Source organism: Herbaspirillum sp. ST 5-3 (assembly GCF_004804275.1).
In the GTDB taxonomy this organism is placed as follows: Bacteria; Pseudomonadota; Gammaproteobacteria; order Burkholderiales; family Burkholderiaceae_D; genus Noviherbaspirillum.
This window is the reverse complement of sequence record NZ_STGI01000005.1, coordinates 125,122-143,331: the sequence shown is the minus strand read 5'-3', so window position 1 is coordinate 143,331 and position 18,210 is coordinate 125,122. Positions and strand designations below refer to the sequence as shown.

15 protein-coding genes are annotated in these 18,210 nt (G+C 55.3%); 6 read left to right on the top strand and 9 right to left on the bottom strand.

The window, feature by feature from the left end; translation table 11 throughout:
- Window position 1: 1 nt before the first annotated feature.
- The 3 genes from modB to modA are packed head-to-tail and all read right to left on the bottom strand — an operon-like array spanning window position 2 to window position 1,964.
- A complete protein-coding gene (modB, locus tag E6W33_RS12170) occupies window positions 2–673 on the bottom strand; it encodes a molybdate ABC transporter permease subunit (RefSeq protein ID WP_136417587.1) in 672 nt (223 codons plus the stop codon).
- Entirely contained in the window at window positions 670–1,080 is a 411-nt protein-coding gene (locus E6W33_RS12165; RefSeq protein WP_136417586.1) for a TOBE domain-containing protein, read from the bottom strand. The genes modB and E6W33_RS12165 overlap by 4 nt, the downstream gene beginning before the upstream one ends.
- Entirely contained in the window at window positions 1,077–1,964 is an 888-nt protein-coding gene (modA, locus tag E6W33_RS12160) for a molybdate ABC transporter substrate-binding protein (protein ID WP_247869625.1), read from the bottom strand. The genes E6W33_RS12165 and modA overlap by 4 nt, the downstream gene beginning before the upstream one ends.
- A gap of 140 nt (window positions 1,965–2,104) precedes the next feature.
- Here modA and E6W33_RS12155 point away from each other — a divergent pair, with 140 nt between their 5' ends.
- Entirely contained in the window at window positions 2,105–2,572 is a 468-nt protein-coding gene (locus E6W33_RS12155) for a PH domain-containing protein (RefSeq protein WP_136417585.1), read from the top strand.
- A gap of 546 nt (window positions 2,573–3,118) precedes the next feature.
- The gene (locus E6W33_RS12150; protein WP_136417584.1) at window positions 3,119–3,736 is read left to right on the top strand and encodes a hypothetical protein; all 618 of its coding nucleotides are present in this window, start codon (window positions 3,119–3,121) and stop codon (window positions 3,734–3,736) included.
- Window positions 3,737–4,049: 313 nt separating this feature from the next.
- Here E6W33_RS12150 and E6W33_RS12145 read toward each other — a convergent pair whose 3' ends face one another.
- The 6 genes from E6W33_RS12145 to E6W33_RS12120 all read right to left on the bottom strand — a co-directional run bounded on the left by E6W33_RS12145 (window position 4,050) and on the right by E6W33_RS12120 (window position 12,481).
- Window positions 4,050–7,982, bottom strand: a complete 3,933-nt coding sequence (locus E6W33_RS12145) for a GNAT family N-acetyltransferase (RefSeq protein WP_136417583.1) — start codon at window positions 7,980–7,982, stop codon at window positions 4,050–4,052.
- Entirely contained in the window at window positions 7,979–9,061 is a 1,083-nt protein-coding gene (gene virB11, locus E6W33_RS12140; protein ID WP_136417582.1) for a P-type DNA transfer ATPase VirB11, read from the bottom strand. Before virB11 ends, E6W33_RS12145 begins: the two co-directional genes overlap by 4 nt.
- Window positions 9,062–9,065: 4 nt before the next feature.
- Window positions 9,066–10,124, bottom strand: a complete 1,059-nt coding sequence (virB10, locus tag E6W33_RS12135) for a type IV secretion system protein VirB10 (protein WP_168798623.1) — start codon at window positions 10,122–10,124, stop codon at window positions 9,066–9,068.
- 170 nt (window positions 10,125–10,294) lie between these two features.
- Complete coding sequence (locus tag E6W33_RS12130; protein ID WP_136417580.1) at window positions 10,295–11,311, bottom strand: TrbG/VirB9 family P-type conjugative transfer protein; 1,017 nt, start codon at window positions 11,309–11,311, stop codon at window positions 10,295–10,297.
- Window positions 11,308–11,964 carry a type IV secretion system protein gene (locus E6W33_RS12125; protein ID WP_168798622.1) on the bottom strand — a complete coding sequence of 219 codons (657 nt, stop codon included), beginning with the start codon at window positions 11,962–11,964 and terminating at the stop codon, window positions 11,308–11,310. The genes E6W33_RS12130 and E6W33_RS12125 overlap by 4 nt, the downstream gene beginning before the upstream one ends.
- 316 nt (window positions 11,965–12,280) lie before the next feature.
- Complete coding sequence (locus E6W33_RS12120; RefSeq protein ID WP_136417578.1) at window positions 12,281–12,481, bottom strand: hypothetical protein; 201 nt, start codon at window positions 12,479–12,481, stop codon at window positions 12,281–12,283.
- A 1,063-nt stretch (window positions 12,482–13,544) separates the two neighbouring features.
- Between E6W33_RS12120 and E6W33_RS12115 the strand changes: the two genes are divergently transcribed.
- The 4 genes from E6W33_RS12115 to E6W33_RS12100 all read left to right on the top strand — a co-directional run bounded on the left by E6W33_RS12115 (window position 13,545) and on the right by E6W33_RS12100 (window position 17,732).
- Window positions 13,545–13,847 carry a TrbC/VirB2 family protein gene (locus tag E6W33_RS12115; protein ID WP_136417577.1) on the top strand — a complete coding sequence of 101 codons (303 nt, stop codon included), beginning with the start codon at window positions 13,545–13,547 and terminating at the stop codon, window positions 13,845–13,847.
- Between the two features lie 18 nt (window positions 13,848–13,865).
- Entirely contained in the window at window positions 13,866–14,186 is a 321-nt protein-coding gene (locus tag E6W33_RS12110) for a VirB3 family type IV secretion system protein (RefSeq protein ID WP_136417576.1), read from the top strand.
- A 9-nt stretch (window positions 14,187–14,195) separates the two neighbouring features.
- The gene (locus E6W33_RS12105; protein ID WP_136417575.1) at window positions 14,196–16,580 is read left to right on the top strand and encodes a VirB4 family type IV secretion/conjugal transfer ATPase; all 2,385 of its coding nucleotides are present in this window, start codon (window positions 14,196–14,198) and stop codon (window positions 16,578–16,580) included.
- 87 nt (window positions 16,581–16,667) lie between these two features.
- Window positions 16,668–17,732: a type IV secretion system protein gene (locus tag E6W33_RS12100; RefSeq protein WP_136417574.1), complete on the top strand. Its 1,065-nt coding sequence runs from the start codon at window positions 16,668–16,670 to the stop codon at window positions 17,730–17,732.
- Window positions 17,733–18,210 lie beyond the last annotated feature (478 nt).

Below are 18,210 nucleotides of genomic sequence, written 5' to 3'. Positions count from 1 at the left end.
TTCAGTGCGCCCTCAGCCATTTCTTGTTGACCAGGTACACCATCAGCAGGATCGCGAATGTGATCGCAAACAGCACGCCGGCATAGAAATTCGCCGCTGCATAATTCAGGCTCTCCACTTCATCGTAAATCGCGATGGAGGCCACCTTCGTCACGCCGGGGATGTTCCCGCCTATCATGAGGATCACGCCGAATTCGCCTATCGTGTGCGCAAAGCTCAGCACCGCCCCCGACAGCAGCGCCGGTTTGATATTCGGCAGCAGCACGCGGAACAGGGTCACGCGATCCGGCTTGCCGAGCGTGCGCGATGCTTCGATCAGCGACACAGGCAGATTCTGGAAACCCGACTGGATCGGATGCACCATGAAGGGCAGGCTGAAAATCACCGAACCGATCACCAGACCGGCAAAGCTGAATGCCAGCCGGATATTGAACCACTGCTCCAGCCACTGGCCGAAAGCGTTCTGCGGACTGAATGCGAGCAGCAGGTAGAAGCCGAGGACCGAGGGTGGCAATACCAGCGGCATGCTCACCAGTGTTTCGACCACCGGCTTGAAGCGTGTGCGGGCATAGGCGACCCAGTAGGCCAGCGGAATACCGATCACGAACAGGATCAGCGTCGTGACCGCCGCCAGCCGGAATGTCAGCAGAAGAGGTTGCCAGTCATAGCTCATGCATCCGCCTCCGGCACCAAGGTCATTTCATTGGCCTTCACCAATCCCTCTACTGCATCGCCGACGGCAAGCTCAAGCGCATGCGACGAGCGTGTCGTGATGATGGATTCGATGCGGTGGCCATCGAGATCGAGCCCGACGCGCGTCAGCACCTGGCCGCGCTCGATGGTGCTAATGGTGCAGGAAAGGCGGTTGCGCATGCTGATCAGGCCGGACAGGTTTTTCGCGAGCGATACTTCGGTTTCCTTGAACAGCAGCACAACGGCCATGCCCGGCGTCCATGTGCCGATTTCATCGCCTGCGCCGATCAGCGTCGCGCTGAACCGATGATCGCCGACTGCCACGTCGACCAGTGCGATGCTGCCGTGCATGTCGATGGCGCTGATGGTGCCGGGCAAGCGGTTCATGGCAGCAGGTATCCGTGACGTTCGAGGATGGTGCGTGATTTCGTCGACAGCATGAAATCCTGGAATTGCTGCGCGACTGCGGCGTTTGTTTTTGCGCCATGCTTGAGCACCACGATACCCTGGGCGATCGGTTGATACGATTCCTTCGGCAGTTCGATCCATTTTCCCTGCCCCTTCATTTCGGGCGAGACGACAACCGACTTGGCGGTGAATCCGGCATCGGCAGTGCGGGACTGGATATATTGGTTCGTCTGCGAAATGCTTTCGCCGAATACCAGCTTGTCTTTCAATGCGGTGTCCAGCTTGAAATAGGTGAGTGCCTTCATCGTTTCGCGCCCGTAGGGTGCGGTCTTCGGATTGGCGACGGCGATTCTCGTCACCGCCGGGCCCGCGAGGACGCTCTGCCATTTGGCAAGGTCAAGATCCTTCAGCGTCCACAGAACGAGTGTGCCGTACGCATACACCTTCGGCGCTGCAGTGGCGTGGCCTTCCTTGTGCAGTTTTTCCGGATAGTCCATGTCGGCCGACAGGAAGACGTCGAACGGCGCACCATTCATGATCTGGGCAGTCAGCTTGCCGGAAGAGGCGTATACCGGCTTGAGATCATGGCCGGACTCTTTCCTGAATGCCGTTTGCAGCTCGTCGAATGCGTATTGCACGTTGGCCGCCACCGCAATCGTCAGGGTGCCGGCCAATGCCGGTACGCAGGCCATCGACAGCAGCCCGACGAAAAGCAGGGATAAACGGTTCATGAGACGAACATGGAAAGGATTGGTCATGCCGGCGGTAACACGCGATCGAGATGCGCCGGTGATGCGCACGGAGGCTATCGCCGCCGGATTGGCGATTGCGCCATCATATAACGATGGCGGCGACTTTTCCATACGAAACTCCCTTTCCGCAATGGAACCAGATCGCACCGGAAGTCCACATAATGGTCACTTCCACTTGCAGTTAACGAACCGCCTTCGCCACGGCATCGTGCGGGAGACGGCCTTGCAGAACGCGTTGCGCAACCCATGCCATGAGTGATCAATACGACGATCCCTACTCCGGTAACCCACAGCCGACCTATTCTCCTGAATCCGGTCTGCTTTGGGCCGGCACGGAGGGGCAAATCGCCAATGCCGGCGCCTACTTTCTATGCCTGCTTTTTTGCTGGCTGGTCGTGCCCGTCATCTATGCGATGTACCGTTGTCTGAAAACGGTCTGCCACACCTACAGATTGACCGACCAGCGCCTGCAGGAATCGAGCGGCATTCTGTTTCGACAAACCGATGAACTGGAACTGTATCGCGTCAAGGACATCTCCATTCAGCAACCCTTGTTGCAGCGAATGCTGGGACATGGCTGCGTTGTCTTGCTGACTTCCGATCGATCAACGCCTGTCGTCGTCCTCAATGCGATCAGCGATCCCCACGCGGTCGCGAGAACCATGCGCGACTGCGTGGAGCGCTGCAGAATCGCGAAAGGCGTGCGGGAAATCGACTAGATCGTGTTGACAAATTTCGGCGATGTCGAGTCGGAGTTTGTGAAGCGCGGCGCCTCGGCCACCCAGTAGCAATTTGATCGGCCAAGGAACTGCCGAAACAGACTGCACCACTCAAAACTGTATCCAGATGCACAACGCAACGCGCATCCATGACGCCAAGGGCGAGTGCTTTCGCCACGTCATGAGCAAGGCAGCCATCTGTTCAGAATTGCAACAGACAATTGACACGAGCAAGCGTGTCTTCACCGAAGAGAAGAAATCATGCCCGGTCCACGGCCCACTTCACCGCTTCCTAGCCCGCTGCGCACGCCAACTCCAGGCGCGTCGCCACGTTCTGATGTGGCGGTACCTCAGGCGGCGCCAGAGATAGGCACCTGGCGGAATTCCGCTTCCGGCGGGCGCGCCACTCAAAACAGGACGCAGAGTGCGCCCAGCCCCAAAAAACTCATTGATCTGGCCAGAAGGCCGACTAACAGTGGAACCAAGATCCCATTTGTTGTTCATCGTCTGAATTCGGCGAGGGAACCGGCGGAACCGGCTGAGACGATGGAGATGCCGGAGGAATCATCGTCTCAAAGCGGCCGGGAAAGTCCATCGACTCAGGAAAAGTCGGAGGATGTGCAGTCGAAGCAGATGCTTTCGGAGCAGACGGAGCAGACAAGGGAAGTTCAGCAGGAAAATCACCAGCCTGAGCTCGACGCACTGGAGACAAGGCTTGAACATCCTTTCGCGAGATCGGAGAATGCCCCACCTCTTGCTCAAAGTCCTGCTCCCGCTCCACAAGAAGACATCGACCGCAGGACGGCCGTACCCGAAGGCCGAGAGGAAGACCCGGCTCGGCAACAACTCGAGCAGGCTCGGAAGCTCCTTTTCGAGCTGCAGCAAGCGCATCGGGAGCGATTCCAGCATTTGGATCAGGAACAGAGCCGGCTAACGGAACTCGCGGCGCTGATATCGAAAGCAATAGAAGGCGAGGATAAGAAAATGGGGGATCTGGCGCGGCCGGGATCTCCGGAATTGCCGAAGCTGAAAGGGGTGCAGCCGCTGAGGGAAGCGGAGCCGGAACAAATGCAGAAATTGGAACAGACACCCCAAGTGCCGAAAAATGCGGGAGAAAGAAGATCGCTTTCGGACGCTTTCAGATTGTTCAAAAAATTACAATAACAGGATACTCAGACATGGGTAAAGCCTGACGCCGTCCGCGCCGGGCTTCTGCTTGTCCGCAAATGCGACTTGGCAAAAACTCGGATGCACAATTTTCATGCCGCCGACAAGCTCTCCGCTGCGAACGCTAGTGTTCAGGCTTCAACCATTGTCCACGGTCTTGGGCATCCACGGGGCAACAGCACGTATCGCCGAAAGAAAACAAGAGCGGCAATGGCGAGTATCGCTAGGCTTTCCCTGGTGGCCCTACCGACCATGCGAAAGCACTGAAACCCATACCAGCCCTGCCTCGCCGTCGCCGAATGAAATCGGCTTACGACAAGGATTCGCACAAGCTGTAAAACCTGTCTTCAAGTTCATCTTCATCGTCCAGCGTCCCACGATGAAAGAGCAGAATTCCGCCGTAATCACCATCCACCACCCTGTCGAGCTGGTGGAATCCCATCGAATTCAAGGCGCGCAGCGCACGCGGATTATTCCGGAAGCTTGACGCAAACACTTCTTCCACGCCGCTGCCACGAAGCATGTCGAGAAACGCCTTGACGGCAGCGACGCCATAACCATGGCCCTGATGATCGGCACCGACCCAGAAGGACAAAAAGCCGTCGTCACTCGCACGTTGCATGCAGACGAAGCCAACCAGCCCCCAATCCTCATGCATGACTGCGCAACTCATACTGGTCGGGGTGGACACCGTTTGGTTTATCCAGTCTTTTGCTTCTTCCAGTGATTTCAGCTTTGGCAGCATCGCCATCACGCCGATTTGCGGGTCGCGATATTGATAATAATATTGATCGGCATGGTGGCTTCCCAACGGCTCAAGATGCAAAGCCCCCGTTTGTGCCTGATCGCTGACATACCAGTCGAGCGACTGCTCGGTTTGCAGACGGGTAGTAATAGTCGTCATCAATGCAGTGGCGGCCTCGTGGTCCGGAGACTGTTCCAGCACCTCCCGTACCAGCGCGGCGGCGGCTTCCGTGCGGCCGATCTGCAGCTCGCATTCCGCGAGGCGACACAGGTTTTCATCAGTCCTTCCGCAATAATCGGCACCACGTTGACTTACCATGCGGGCCAAGCCGTAGTGGCTGACTTTTCTCGCCAGGAAGACCATTTTTTTAAAAAATTTCTCATCGTCTGCCTGCGGTAAATACTGCGACCAGGTACGTGCCAAGGCCGCTTGCCAATGTTCCCGTGTCGTGGTCGTCAGTTTCCAGTCGTCGGTTTCCAGGACGGGGTAGATCTTGCCGAGAATTTGCGGGTCATGGTCGGCTTGCTTCAACAAAGACAGACAATTCGGCAATGACTTCCCCGACTTTCGCGCGAACTCGGCCAGGCGCTGCGCATCATCACCATGCACTTCAGCAAGCGGCGCCTGAAGACGGGAAAGGGTATCGGTACTGTCACTATGATCGTCGCCACTTTCATCGCTACTATTGTCATCACGAAGCGCGATACAGAAGCACGAATCGCTATCGGGCACCTTCTCCTGCCAGACGCTGGCGCCGGCGGCGCGTAGATGAAGGGCGATGGCATGGTAATTGACCAGGGGAGGCGGCGCAGGCACCGTGACGAATGAAGGCGGCGCAAAGACGCCGAGACGGATCTCTCTTTCATCAACGACGGCACGGTCGGAGCACAAGAGGAGGAAGCGGTTTCCAGCAATGCGCTCAACCTCGTCCAGCAGGTTCAGGGCGCCGGAGGGAAGCGAGATGACCGCACTGCTGACGGTGTTGTTATACATCTCCAGGACGGCGGCGGAGGAGGAGGAAAGAGAATCGGTCTCCAAAGGCGGCCAGTCATATTCCAGCTTCAGTTCATTTGCATTGGCGTCTGAAGGGAAATCAGCCGCGGCCTTCGCAGTCACGCCGAACATTTCCCCATAGTGGGTATCGATCAGCAACTGTTCGAGGATGCCGAAAAGCTGACGCGCCACCACAACGACAGGATTGGCCGAGAGCGCGTCCTCGCCGGCCAGCAGATCGGCGCGCGTCGAAGTAAAGAAGGCGCCTTGCTCGTGGAGAGAAGCGAAGTAGGGATGAGCGTTCAGCGCTGCCTGTTCCTGAGCGTCGCTGGCGCAGGCATGGTATTGAATCGGCGGAAGCGCCTGCGGCAGTGTTCCCACGCGCTCACGCAAGGCATTCATTAATTGCCACGCGAACTGACCGGCGCCGGGTGCAAGATCGAGAATAGTCAATGGCGCATCATCGTCAATGCGACCCGCCGACTGGGCCATCTGCCAATACTGGATGATACTTTCCGCGAAGGCGCTTGCGATAGTGGTTGAGATCGGCTGTGGCGAAACGGAGCCTTTTAATCGGGCGAGCAGGGTGTGGAAGGATTCAAATTCATCCGGTAAGGAAGGCAGCTCGAAAGTGCCTGCATCGGCTTGCATTGCTGGTGAATCGTCCTGATTGCCGATCGGTGCTGCACCTGCAGTTTGGCCCGCACCGACTTGTGACTGATCCGACTGGGGTGCTGCCTGACGCAGGTAATAATCGCTGCCGCGGATCGATTCGTAGTAGGCGTCCCAGTCGCCTTTCGGAAGCTTTGCCGGCACCGGAACCTTGCGTTTTTCGCCGCCAATTACCACCTCCTGCATGGGCACGGCGGTGAAGCGCTCTTTGAAAAACTTGTCTTCAAAATAGCGAATCTTTTCCGCCTTGATGACCGGTATGCCAGAACGCACGACCAATTCCTGGTCCTTGGGCATTTGCAGCAACTCCTGTGGAAGCATGACGGCGCGGGATTGATACGAAGCCGTCTTGCTGTCTCCGGAAGAGCCCTTGATGCCGAACAGGGTTCCCTTCGCACGTTGCATGCTGTCCGAAATGACCGTATCGTTTCCGATCATTTTCGAATATTCTTCGGCCTCCTGGATTTGCGACGGGGTGAAGTAAATGACGGCGCCCATGTTGCTCACGATGTTGTGCGCATCTTCCTTGCCGTAGGCAGATTCCAGTTGTGTCTTGTCCTGGATGACGATCGCCAGCCGCATGTTGTAGCCGGCCATATAACCGACGCCCTTGGCGATAATGGCCACCTTTCCCATGGCCGTGAATTCGTCCATCAGCAACAAACATTGATATTTCAGGTCTGGATTCTGTTCTGGCAGTTCCTTGACGTTTTCGTTGATAAGCTGCGAGAAGAAAAGATTGATGATGAAGGCAGCCTGCAGAATCTCACCCGCCGGAATGTGCAGGTAAATCGTCATCTTCTTCTTGCGCACATCGCGCAAATCGAAATCGTCGCCAGAGGTGGCCTTGTCGATCACGTCATTGGCAAAAGGCGTCAGGGACGCCGAGAAAGTCGCGACGATGCCTTTCAATGCCGTTTCACCGCTTCCCAGGAAGCGGCCCAGGGCATCGCGGCAGGCGTTTGACAAGGGATTCGGGCCGGCGGCCCTGACAGCCAGAACATGCTGGAGGTAGGTCTCGATGGAATTGCCCTTGCCGGAACCCTGGCGGAGGATTTCGCCGATCGTCTTTGGAAGCTCCGGCGTTTCCAGCACAAGTAGTCCGAGACCGACGAAAAGGTTTTTGGCCGCGTCCGACCAGAACGGGTCTTTTTCATTGACAGGATATATGATCGTGGCAATCGCCATCAGATCGTTTGCCCGAAAGCTGGGATTGGCTGAAACGTAGGAGAGCGGATTCCAGCGTTTGGTATTTTCGGAAAACGGATTGAAATAAACGATCTCGTTGTCCATATACCGCCGGCGAAACTCGGATGTCAGATTGTAGTTTTCGCCTTTAATATCCAGCACGACTGCCGAATCCTGAAACTGCAACAGGTTCGGAATGCAAAAACCGACACCTTTACCTGTGCGGGTAGGCGCCGCGAGCAAAACGAATTCATAGCCACCCAGGCGCAACAATTCGTTCTTGAATTTGCCGAGAACCAAGCCTTTCTTTGCATCGAGTTTCTCTTGCTGGATGTCGTCCATATCGGCAAAACGCGCCTTGCCAAACAGATCGCTGCTTTTTTTTCGCCAAGCGATCGCCAGACCGATCGGAGCGCAAACGCAGAGAAGAAATGCAATCATTGCGCTGGCCTGGATTCGCGTCATCGTGCGCGCGTCGGGGCTCGCCATATAGGCCCGCTCGATGGTCAAAAAGCCCGCTTTGGACGGATTCTCAAAGAAAGTGATAAAGAAAATGACGCCGGAAAGATAATTCGCCAATGCGAGCAGCATGATGAACAACAGCACACCGCCCGCGATGAGGACTCTTTTCTTCGGGCGTCTCATTTCATCGCCTCCAGCTTCCTTTTTGGATCGAAGTAGATTTCGCTGATGAAGCGCTCGCCCATATGATTCTGGAACTGAACGACCACATCAATCGTCAACACCAGCAGGCGCTTGATCACGTCGAAGGTCAGGTTCGCACCGCCAGGGGAGTCCTGAATCATGATGGCCAATTGCTCGAACACGAGCGCGGGCGATCCGGCATGACAACTGGTGATGCTGCCCGGATGGCCGGAGGCAGCATTACGCACGTAATAGAGACATTCGTCGCCGCGCAATTCCGCCAGCAGGATGCGGTCCGGCTTCATGCGCAGGCAGCTTTCGAGCAAGTCCTTCGGCTTCACATTGGATTTGCCCTGACCGCCCTTGCTGTACAGGAGATGGACGCAATTTTCATGCGGCAAAAACAGCTCGCGCACGTCTTCGATCGTGATGAGGCGCTCGTTTCTCGGAATCTCCTGCACCAGACCTTTCATGAATGTCGTCTTCCCCGAGCCGGTGGCGCCTGCCACCACAATGTTCATGCGTGCCCGCACCGCAAGCCGCAAAAAGGCCTCGTAGTCTCCCGCTTCCAGCAAATTGAGTAATTCCTGTTCCTGGCTGCTCAACGCTGCCTTCATGGGTTGAACTTTCTTGAACAGGCCGGACGCGGAAAAATCGTCAAGCGTTCGCGTCGTCCGGGATGGCTTGCGCAGGGTCAGTGAATACCGGTCTTCCTCGACCACAGGTGGCATGGCCAATTGAATCCGCGAACCGTCCGGCATGGAAGCACTCAGGATCGGCGTGGTGGCATCCCACTTCTGATTCGAGAAGGTTGCAACGGCCGTCCCAAGCGCCCTGAGTACCTTGTTGGTGGCAGCCGGGCACGCGTGCTTGACCCAGATCGAGTTCTTTTCAGTCCATACGACACCGACCGAGTTCACCGCAATCTCGGTGACCGCCGGATCATCAATCCATTCCTTGAACGGCTCAAGAAAAATCCGTACCGACGCATCGCGTTGCAGTGCAACGGCCGTCGCGACCTGCTCCGATGAGAGCGCTTCGTAACGGTTGGCGAGGCCGGGTTCAGTGATTGTGCTCATCTCTTCAGCGTTGGGTGAGTTGGTAAACCGAATCGAACCAAAGGTCACGATTGACAAACACCATGACCCGATCGCCGCGATTCTTGTACAGCGTCGGCTTGATATTGATCGTTTCTGATAGCACTTTCTCAGACAGTTTTTTGCCTGCGTCGATGGTGGCAGTCGGCATGTTCTGGTTGTTTTGCATCGGGGGATAGGGAACGGGAACTGGGTAGGGGTAGGGCACGCCCACAGCAGGCGCGCTGTTGTCTTTTCCGCTCTGCTTGGCGACCTCGATCGTGATTGCATCCTCGACCAGCGACAGCAGGAACGCGGCGCCGATCCGTTCCATCCAATGATTGTCGACAATGCCGGGCACACCCATCGTGCCGACGCCGTCGGCGGCGGGCGAGTCAACATCCAGTACGACGCCAGTCGGGGTTTTGATGCGTTTCCACAGAATCGCGATGCGCTTATCCCCGGTGTTGACGTCGCTTTTGTATTCGCCGACGATCTTGCTGCCTTTGTCGATCAACAGTACCTTGCCGTCGTCGGAATACACATGCTGTGGCACCACACAACTGACGCTGCCAGGAATGGTCGATACCAACTGGGTTTCAAGCACACACGGAATGAAAGCGCCTCTGGCCAGCAAGAGCGAACGATTTCCAAGATTTGCCGCACTTGCCTGCGGTGTCGACGTGATCGGGGCGTCGGCCGCGACCTGGTTTGCAAGGTCCTGGACCGTCCTGGGACGCGCTTTTGCTCGCGTTCCCGGCCGTGAAGGCACTGCTTCGCCCGAGGCCGTTTCGTTGACGGTATCCATGAGCATTTTTTTGGGCGGCGGTGGTGGCGCGGTGTTTGATGGCGGTGGCGGAGGCACTCCTTCTGACTTCGGGGCGACCAATTCGCCCAGAGGCGGGAAGGATTTCGGATTGCCAAACGAGTCCGGTAATGCCGCCGTACTGATAAATTCCTTTTCCATGCGGCCATTGGCGTTGTTCGCAGCCTGCTTTTCTTTTTCGAGCTTCTCCTTTTCTGCGCGCTCTGCCATAAAGGCGTTCCAGCGCGACTTGATGAACATGGCGGATGCGCCGACAGTGACTACGAAGGCCATGAAGGCAATGAAAACAAACAGGAATATCTTTTTCGACTTGCGTTTGGGTTCCGCGTCGAACCGATGCGGATCGTATGGCGCTTCCGATGGCGATTCAGAATCCGGAGGCAGGGTTTCGGCTGCATTATTCTGGTCGCTCATTTCTTGATCTCCCTGACAAATCCGCGTACCGTCGTGCCGCCCTCGGGGCCGACACCCTGCGCATCAAAGCTGTCATTAAATATACCGATCATCGACTCACCGAGGCGCAGATTCCATAGTGGTGAAACCGCGTGCATCACCACATAATCTCCCTCCATATGCGAGCCGATCAGAACCTCGTCCTTTGTGTTGGGCTGGCTCTTGTAGATAGCAGGAATTTCTCCGTTCTCTGAGAACTTGAACCAGGTAAAGCGCCCATCGTCAAACACGTCACGCGGTCGAATATCGGCGGATTCGGAAACGACCTGCATCGAATAGTTTTCATTCCGGCGGACGGGCTGCTGAGACGACTCGGCCAGCGAAGCCGGAGGCGGCGGATAATCAAATACAATCTTGGAGCGTAGCCGAGCGATATTTTTCGCGGTCGCTTTTGCCTTCACCAAATCGAATACATAAGAGCGACTGTGAGAAGTGACGAGTAGTGTCGTGTCTTCCGCATTGTCCATTGCGCGGATATACAGCCGAGAGCCTTTCTTCTGCACGTCCCATCCCGCGATTTCTCCTCCCGCGACTTCCTCGATCGGATCATCACCCTTGAATTCGATCAGAAAGGGGTAATTGACGACGGCGGCAATTTTGATTACCTTGTTTTCTGAATACTTAATGTGTTCGATTCGTTTGTCACCGCCCTTTTCTTCGAACATTCTTGACGTCTCGGTATTACGAGCAACACCGGACGCCAGGTGTTCGGTTCGTTTTTTGCTGCCTTTTTTTTCGAACACTTTCGATGTCTCGGTGTTATGAGCAACACCGGGGGCTATGTGTTCGATTCGCCTGTCGTCATCTTTTTCTTCGAACATTGTTGATGCCTCGGCGCTACGAGCACCAATGGACGCTGCGCGCTCGATTCGTTTGTTGCCGCCCTTTTCGTCGGCCATTGTTGATGTTTCGGTGCTATGGGCAACACCGGACGCTATCGTCAGCGCCAGGCCAGCGAGAAATAGATAGTTCATTTCGTCACCTTGGATTCGGAAGCAGAAGTGGCCAACTCAGGATCGGTTTGATACGCGTCGACGGAGAAGCCAAGCGGATTTTCGATCAGCTCGCTCTCCTTTTTCATCATCTGTAGTGAGTAGTTGTAGCGCAATGTCGCCACATTGCGCGTCACAGTCGCGGCATTCTTGCGAAAGTCGCGTGTTCTCAATTCATAGCGTACCGTCGCAATGCCCTTGCCATTCAAGGTCACGCTCAAGATAGTCGGGATGTATTCGACCTGATCGGTCAGTCTCTTGTCCAATCCATCCGATCCCTCCCACATCGCGGCATAGGATTGCCAGACCTTGTCGCCGGCTAGTGCTCTCACGGTGTCGTAGTCTTGCTGCAGGATTTGATACTTATAACGTTCTCGTGCGATCACGAATCGTTTGATCCAGTATTTGTCGTTTATCGCACCCGTCGTGACGTAATCCTTGACGGGGCTGACGACGTTCGCCTCGCCCGTCAATTTGTCTACTGCTACCACGTAGGGAACGACTTGTTTGAGCGGGATCAGGAATATCAAGGCGATCGCCATGACAAAGGCCATCGCAATGGCGCAGGAGGCGATGCGCCAGGCCGTGATTCGCGAGGCGCGCTCGTTCGAGACGATGTCCGCGTCCCAACTCAAATCTGGTACGAAATTCTCTTCGTCCGTTTTGTTTCTCTTTTTTTTCGACTTAACCATTTAGGTAACCCTTGGTTTGATGCACGTATCAATATGTTGAAATTCCCCTCTCAATCGGGCCGGATCGACGCGGCCTTAGCTGGGCGATTTGAATTGGAGATGGCCGAGTGCCGCGTCGGGGTCAGAACCCGGGGCCGCGTTGTTCGGACGGCTGCATTTATGCTTTGCTTTCAACTTTGGTGCAAAGGGAGAAGGCGCAACATGAAAGGTCTCCGCTGGTGCCTCGGCGACGGCAGGTGAGGCGGGTGGCGATGGCTTGTCAGCGGATATTGCCGGTTTCGCTGTCGAGCCTGCTTGGTTTGCTCCACTCTTTTCCGGCGCTGTTTTCTGCACCGCTGCGATTGCTTCTGGTGCCGCTAATTTTTCGGCCGCAGATGGGCGGTGAGGAATCGGCCTCGGTTTGATGGGAATTCTGTTGCTGCCATCCGCATACTTCAATTCCGGCGGCGAGGTGGAACATGCTGTCAGTACCAGGACTGCGAGTAGGGAAGCGATTTTCATGTTGCGACCTTTTGCATGTGTTTACCTATCCAACGAGTTGCACGACTCGGGCACGAAGATTTTGTGGATCAACCCGCACCGGCAGGATGATCCAGGCCCATGACGCAATTCAAATTGCCAGGCGCTTGATCAAAGCTTTTTTGAGATTTCTTGATCGGCCCGGAATGCTGCGTTGTAGACGGATGCCTGCAGTGCGTCGCCCCGTCATGAGTTGGTAGAGTCGAGCGGTCGCGATACGGCTGCGCAGATGCGCATTTGCCTCACGATGAATTCCGCGTCTAACCATGCTCATTCATGGCGAACTGCAGTCGTCGCTATTAAGTGGGCTGACCGTTGGAATGGTTCCAGTGTGACAGGTTGATGTCGGACGTGTCCGCTTGTTGATGGCCACCTTTTCCTTTTCCGGAAATCTCGCTTTGCGAGACATCGTAATGATTTGGAACTTAGGGCAGCGGGTTCGTCAGTAGGCATGCGCATACGACCTGAAGATGAAACGAACTGCGTTTCATACTTAAGTATTACCAGCCTGCGCGTGGCCAGCAGCACGGATTGCCTTTGGTTTTGTCTCGTTTTGGCGGGCGGGTCAGGGCGCGTTTTCGCGGCTCGTCGTCCTTCAGGAAAATCGTCCCTTTATGAAAATTTCTGGAACTAAGCATTGCACCGCTCTACACATGCTCAAGAGTTCACACCGTATCGAGAGAAAATCAGGGCATCTGCGAAATAAGGCAGGAATGCAGTCAGCGCGACGTTCACTGATGTTGGAAAGCGGTGCCGAGACATGTTGGTGAACTTCGGAGAAATGCATGCAGAACTTCATTCCATTCCAAATCATGGAGAGTGCAAACAAGACGATAGAAGCTCTTCCGGGCTTGCGCCGATTTGTCGTCCCACCATCAGGCGCTACGTAAGCTGAAAGAACATCGGCGGTAGAAATGCAATCGACCAATGATGCGCCTCTTGGCGATATCGAATCAATCAGGTAATACCTTTCTATTTTCACATTATTTTTAAGGGGGAAAGCCATGAATAAATTCCAATCCATCTCGTTCTGGGTATTTCAAATTTTGTCCATCGCTTTTTTGCTGCTCGCATTCACCGAGCCGGCGTTTGCCCAAATCAATGCGGGTCAAACCTTGCTAGAAAATATTAAGACATGGCTCACCACGATTGGCGCGCTGGTTGTTACGCTCGCCTTGATGTTTGTAGGGTTCCGCATGGCATTCCAGGCAGCGGAGTGGAAAGACGTCGCTCCGGTGTTTTGGGGCGGCGTTCTGATCGGCGCCGCAGCGACTGTCGCGCCTATGTTTATTACTCAAGCAAAATAATTACCTAGCGATGCAACCATGGAATACCGTGATGTCATTTTTAAAGGCGCCACTCGTCCGGCGATGATGTTGGGCGTTCCTATCGTCCCCTTGATTCTCGTCGTAGGCATTCATTTGTTGCTGGGGATGTGGGCCATGACCTTGATCGGGGTTTTCGCCATGTTCGTGATCCTTTCAGCGGGGGCGGTGAACGTATTCTTCATGCGGCAGATCAGCACGCAGGACGAACAGCGCTTGAATCAGCATGTGCTCAGACTCAAGAGCATCGCGGGTCGGAGAAACAGCTCTTATTGGGAGGCGCACAGCATGTCTCCGATAGACTTCAGTAAACGCAGATAGGAGTCTTCGATGAATGCAGATAGCACCGCAACACGTCGGCTCGCGTCAACCGAAGATGTCGTCAGCAGACTGATTCCGTTCTCTTCTCGCTTGACCAGCAATATTGTATCGACCCGAAACGGCGACTATATGACAACCTGGTTCATCCACGGCTTGTCGTTTGAAGGGATGAGCAATGAAGAAGCCTATGCAAAAATGGATGCACTCAATCTGCTGGTGCGCAGCTTGTCCAACGGGAAGTACGCATTTTGGGTGCACCGGGTTCGGCGGCATACCTACGACACGCTCGACACGCCCAAGTCCGGCTTTCCGTACCAACTCATCAGGAAGTATTACGACGCGCTGTCTGCCGACGGTTTGATGGCAACCGAAATCTATTTGACCATCATCTATCGCCCCTATCCGCAAAAATCCGGAAAACTGGTGGGAAAGACAGGCGTCACCCTTGAGGAGATACGCATCGAGCAAGAGGCGGTCATCGACGCGATGGACAACCTTCATCAACAGGTGATGCGTACCTTGTCGGCCTACGGGCCGATCCGGCTTGATGAATATGAGCTGGACGACGTCACCTATAGCCAGCAGCAGGAGTTCTATGCTTTTCTGATCAATGGCTATTGGTGGCGCATCCCGGTCAAGCGCGTTCCGCTTTACAAGTATCTCGCGACTGCCCGCGTCTTGTGCGGCAACGAAGTCATGGAGACGCGGGGAAGCCATGGAACCTTCTTTTCGGCGTTTGTCGACATCAAGGACTACGCGGATTTTTCCGAGCCGGGCATTCTCAATACCATGCTCAGCCTGCCTTGCGAATATGTCGAAACCCATTCGTTTTCACCCATGCATGCCCTGGACGCAAAGGCGACCCTGAAACTGCAGCGCAATCGCATGATCAGCTCCCAGGACAACGCGGTGAGCCAGATGGAGCAACTGGATGAGGCAATTGACGGGGTCGCAAGCGGGACCTTCGCACTGGGCCAATATCACTACCTGATGCAAGTCAAAGCACCGACGCTGGACACCCTCAAGACGGCACGATCGGCCGCAGTGGAAGCACTGCAGGCAGCAGGATTCCTGGGCGTGCCGCTGGACCTGGTCGTGGATCATGCCTATGCATCGCAATTGCCCGGCAACTGGCGTTCTCGTCCCCGTTCCGCCAATCTCAGCTCGCGCAATTTTTCCGGTTTGTGCGCGATGCATAATTTCTCGCTTGGCAAGCGCGACGGCAATCCATGGGGCGAAGCGGTCACGATTCTCCGCTCGCCCGCAGATCAGCCTGTTTACTTCAACTTCCACGCCACGCCCAAGGATGAAGACTCGTTCGGCAAATCCGCGCTGGGCAATTGCCAGATCATCGGCCAATCCGGCGGCGGCAAGACCGTTCTGGCACTGTTCCTGATGATGAACATGTACAAGTACGGCACCCAGATGGTGTTCTTCGACAAGGACCGCGGCGCCGAGATTGCGATTCGTGCGGCGGGAGGCCAGTACCTGTCGCTGGAACGCGGCCAGCCAACCGGCTTCAACCCATTCAAGATGGAGCCGACCGAAGCCAACATCCTGTTCTGGGAAGACCTCATCAAATTCTGTACGCTGATGCCGGGCTCGCCGCACACACCGCTCGAGGAAGCCGAGATATCCCACGCGGCCCGTGCCGTCGCATTGCTGCCCCAGAAATTGCGCGGCTTCGAGGCCGTCCTGCAGAACTTGCCTAACATCGATGACAATAGTGTCGCCGAGCGGCTCAAGAAATGGTGCTGGTCAGGCCCACTCGGCTGGGCGCTGGACTGCGACGAAGACCTGCTGGAGTTTTCCGGGAATCGCACCTACGGTTTTGACTATACGGAAGTGCTGGATGATGCGCTGACCTGTCCGGCCATCATGATGTACCTGATGTACCGGGTCGAAAATCTGATTGACGGCCGCCGCTTCGCATTCTTCATGGATGAATACTGGAAGGCGCTGTCGGTTTCCTACTTTGAAGATTTCGCGAAGAACAAACAGAAAACGATACGAAAGCAAAACGGATTCGGCGTCTACATGACGCAAAGCCCGTCGGACACCTTGCGCAGCCCGATCGCCCGTGCGCTGATTGAGCAGACCGCTACCTTCATCTTTCTGCCCAATCCCACCGCCGACTACAAAGACTATGTCGAGGGTTTCAAGCTGACGGATGCCGAATTCGAATTGGTAAGAAGCCTGGGCGAGGGATCAAGAATGTTCGTGGTCAAGCAGGGCGGCACGGTGTTCGTTGCCACACTGGATCTGAACGGTTTTGATGATGAACTAAAAATATTGTCGGGCACGACGGCGAATATCGCCAAACTCGATGAATTGCGCAAGCGCGTTGGCGATGATCCGGGAAATTGGATACACAAGTTTTTGGAGGTGGCTTGAATCGCGGCACGTCGTAATGACTGGTATTGCGGAATTCCGGCGAAATGTTAATTGGTCACATTCTTATAAATTACGGGAAGCTTCGCCATGCCATTTTTTACTGATTTGTACCACAACATCGTTATAGTGAAATTCGAGCCCTTGACCCATGCGAGCACGGCGATTGCCGAGGTCGTCACCCCCTTTATGACATTGGGGTTGACCGTGAAAATCATGTGGCAGGGCATTAATATCATCAGAGGGCAGGGTGGGAGCAATCATTTGCTCGACCTTTTTGCCAACAATATCAAAGTGGCGCTGGTCACATTTTTAGGGCTGACGGCCGCAAATTATCAGAAATATATATTGGGCTTCTTTGATACGTCGAAGGCAGGAAACTTTTCCGCGACATTTATCCAAGCTTTTTTCCCCAAGGCGTCCGGTGCGCCTGTTGCTGCAATCGATGATGTCTTCAACGCCGGTTTAAAAACGTTTTTCGAACTCGTTGCATGGGGATGGGACCACATCACGATTGGGTTCAAGTTCAGCCTTGCGCTAAAAATCCCCATTGAGCTTGATTTGTCAGGGATCCCGGTGATCCTGACCGCCTGTATCCTGATTTTATTCGTTCTAATCTTGTGTGTGCTGGCTTTTGCGGACATGATGACCAACGGGCTGGGGTTGATCATCATTTTTGGCGTCGGCCCTGTTTTCATTGCCTTGTATGCCTTTGAAGCAACGCAAAACTTTTTTCACACCTGGCTATCGGCGGTCCTGAAGTGGAGTTTTGCAAGCGTCGTTCTTGCGATCATTTGTTGGATGGCCGCTTTGATCATGGCCGAATTTTTGAAAGACGTAAATACGGGTGGCGACTTCGCGCACATCATGACAGTTTGTGGACAGATCCTGGCGACCACGATCGCACTGATGATTCTTACCTCCAAGGCGGGTCAACTGGCCGCCGATATTATTGGTGGCATGCCGATGCCCGGCATGTCACAAGGCGCAGGTGGTGCCGCTGTCGGGGCAGCGCAAAAAGTTGGCGGCGGCGCTGTGAGCGCAGTCAGAGCAGCGGGGAGAGGTGCGAAGAATCTGGTGAGCGGAGGAGGGGCGAAACAAGCTGCGGCGGGTAAATCGCCCGGGGTAAAGGCGCTGGAGGCGGCAAAAAAATGAAGCCAGATTGAAGATGCTGGCAAGTTTGGCGCCTGATCTGCGGCGCAAGAAGAAAGTCATTACGAGGGCCGGCATTCTGTTGGTGATATCAAACGGAACCGCTGCGGTCTTCAACGAGATCAAGGACGGCGACGAAGCGCCAACCTCGAAGATCGCCAGATGCGGTCCCGGAACAAGGCCAACCGGACTCCACTGTATTGAAAGCGTGACGGAGAAGCATCGCGCCTCGGGAAAAAGATCTTGTGAGCCCGGCTGGTAGAGCATTCAGATAGAGAAGTAGGGGCGCTCCGCGCGCCGTTGCGGTGGTGGCAATGGTGTTGGCGCGCAGACCGCACCCTGCAAAATCCTCTGGACGGCCTGCCGGACGGATCGGGCAGACCCTCTCCAACCTTCCACGTCGCAGTTTGCATGTTGTAGAAGTGAACATGGCGCAGAACTGCTTGACGGGGCGAGGCCTAGCGTCCATTCCATGGCAAGC

Coding starts and splice junctions, on each gene's coding strand:
- E6W33_RS12165 (WP_136417586.1), bottom strand. CDS start 1,080: ATGAACCGCTTGCCCGGCACCATCAGCGCCATCGACATGCACGGCAGC.
- E6W33_RS12120 (WP_136417578.1), bottom strand. CDS start 12,481: ATGTTCCACCTCGCCGCCGGAATTGAAGTATGCGGATGGCAGCAACAG.
- E6W33_RS12145 (WP_136417583.1), bottom strand. CDS start 7,982: ATGAGACGCCCGAAGAAAAGAGTCCTCATCGCGGGCGGTGTGCTGTTG.
- E6W33_RS12110 (WP_136417576.1), top strand. CDS start 13,866: ATGGAATACCGTGATGTCATTTTTAAAGGCGCCACTCGTCCGGCGATG.
- E6W33_RS12150 (WP_136417584.1), top strand. CDS start 3,119: ATGGAGATGCCGGAGGAATCATCGTCTCAAAGCGGCCGGGAAAGTCCA.
- E6W33_RS12155 (WP_136417585.1), top strand. CDS start 2,105: ATGAGTGATCAATACGACGATCCCTACTCCGGTAACCCACAGCCGACC.
- E6W33_RS12130 (WP_136417580.1), bottom strand. CDS start 11,311: ATGAACTATCTATTTCTCGCTGGCCTGGCGCTGACGATAGCGTCCGGT.
- modB (WP_136417587.1), bottom strand. CDS start 673: ATGAGCTATGACTGGCAACCTCTTCTGCTGACATTCCGGCTGGCGGCG.
- E6W33_RS12105 (WP_136417575.1), top strand. CDS start 14,196: ATGAATGCAGATAGCACCGCAACACGTCGGCTCGCGTCAACCGAAGAT.
- virB10 (WP_168798623.1), bottom strand. CDS start 10,124: ATGTTCATCAAGTCGCGCTGGAACGCCTTTATGGCAGAGCGCGCAGAA.
- E6W33_RS12115 (WP_136417577.1), top strand. CDS start 13,545: ATGAATAAATTCCAATCCATCTCGTTCTGGGTATTTCAAATTTTGTCC.
- modA (WP_247869625.1), bottom strand. CDS start 1,964: ATGGAAAAGTCGCCGCCATCGTTATATGATGGCGCAATCGCCAATCCG.
- virB11 (WP_136417582.1), bottom strand. CDS start 9,061: ATGAGCACAATCACTGAACCCGGCCTCGCCAACCGTTACGAAGCGCTC.
- E6W33_RS12100 (WP_136417574.1), top strand. CDS start 16,668: ATGCCATTTTTTACTGATTTGTACCACAACATCGTTATAGTGAAATTC.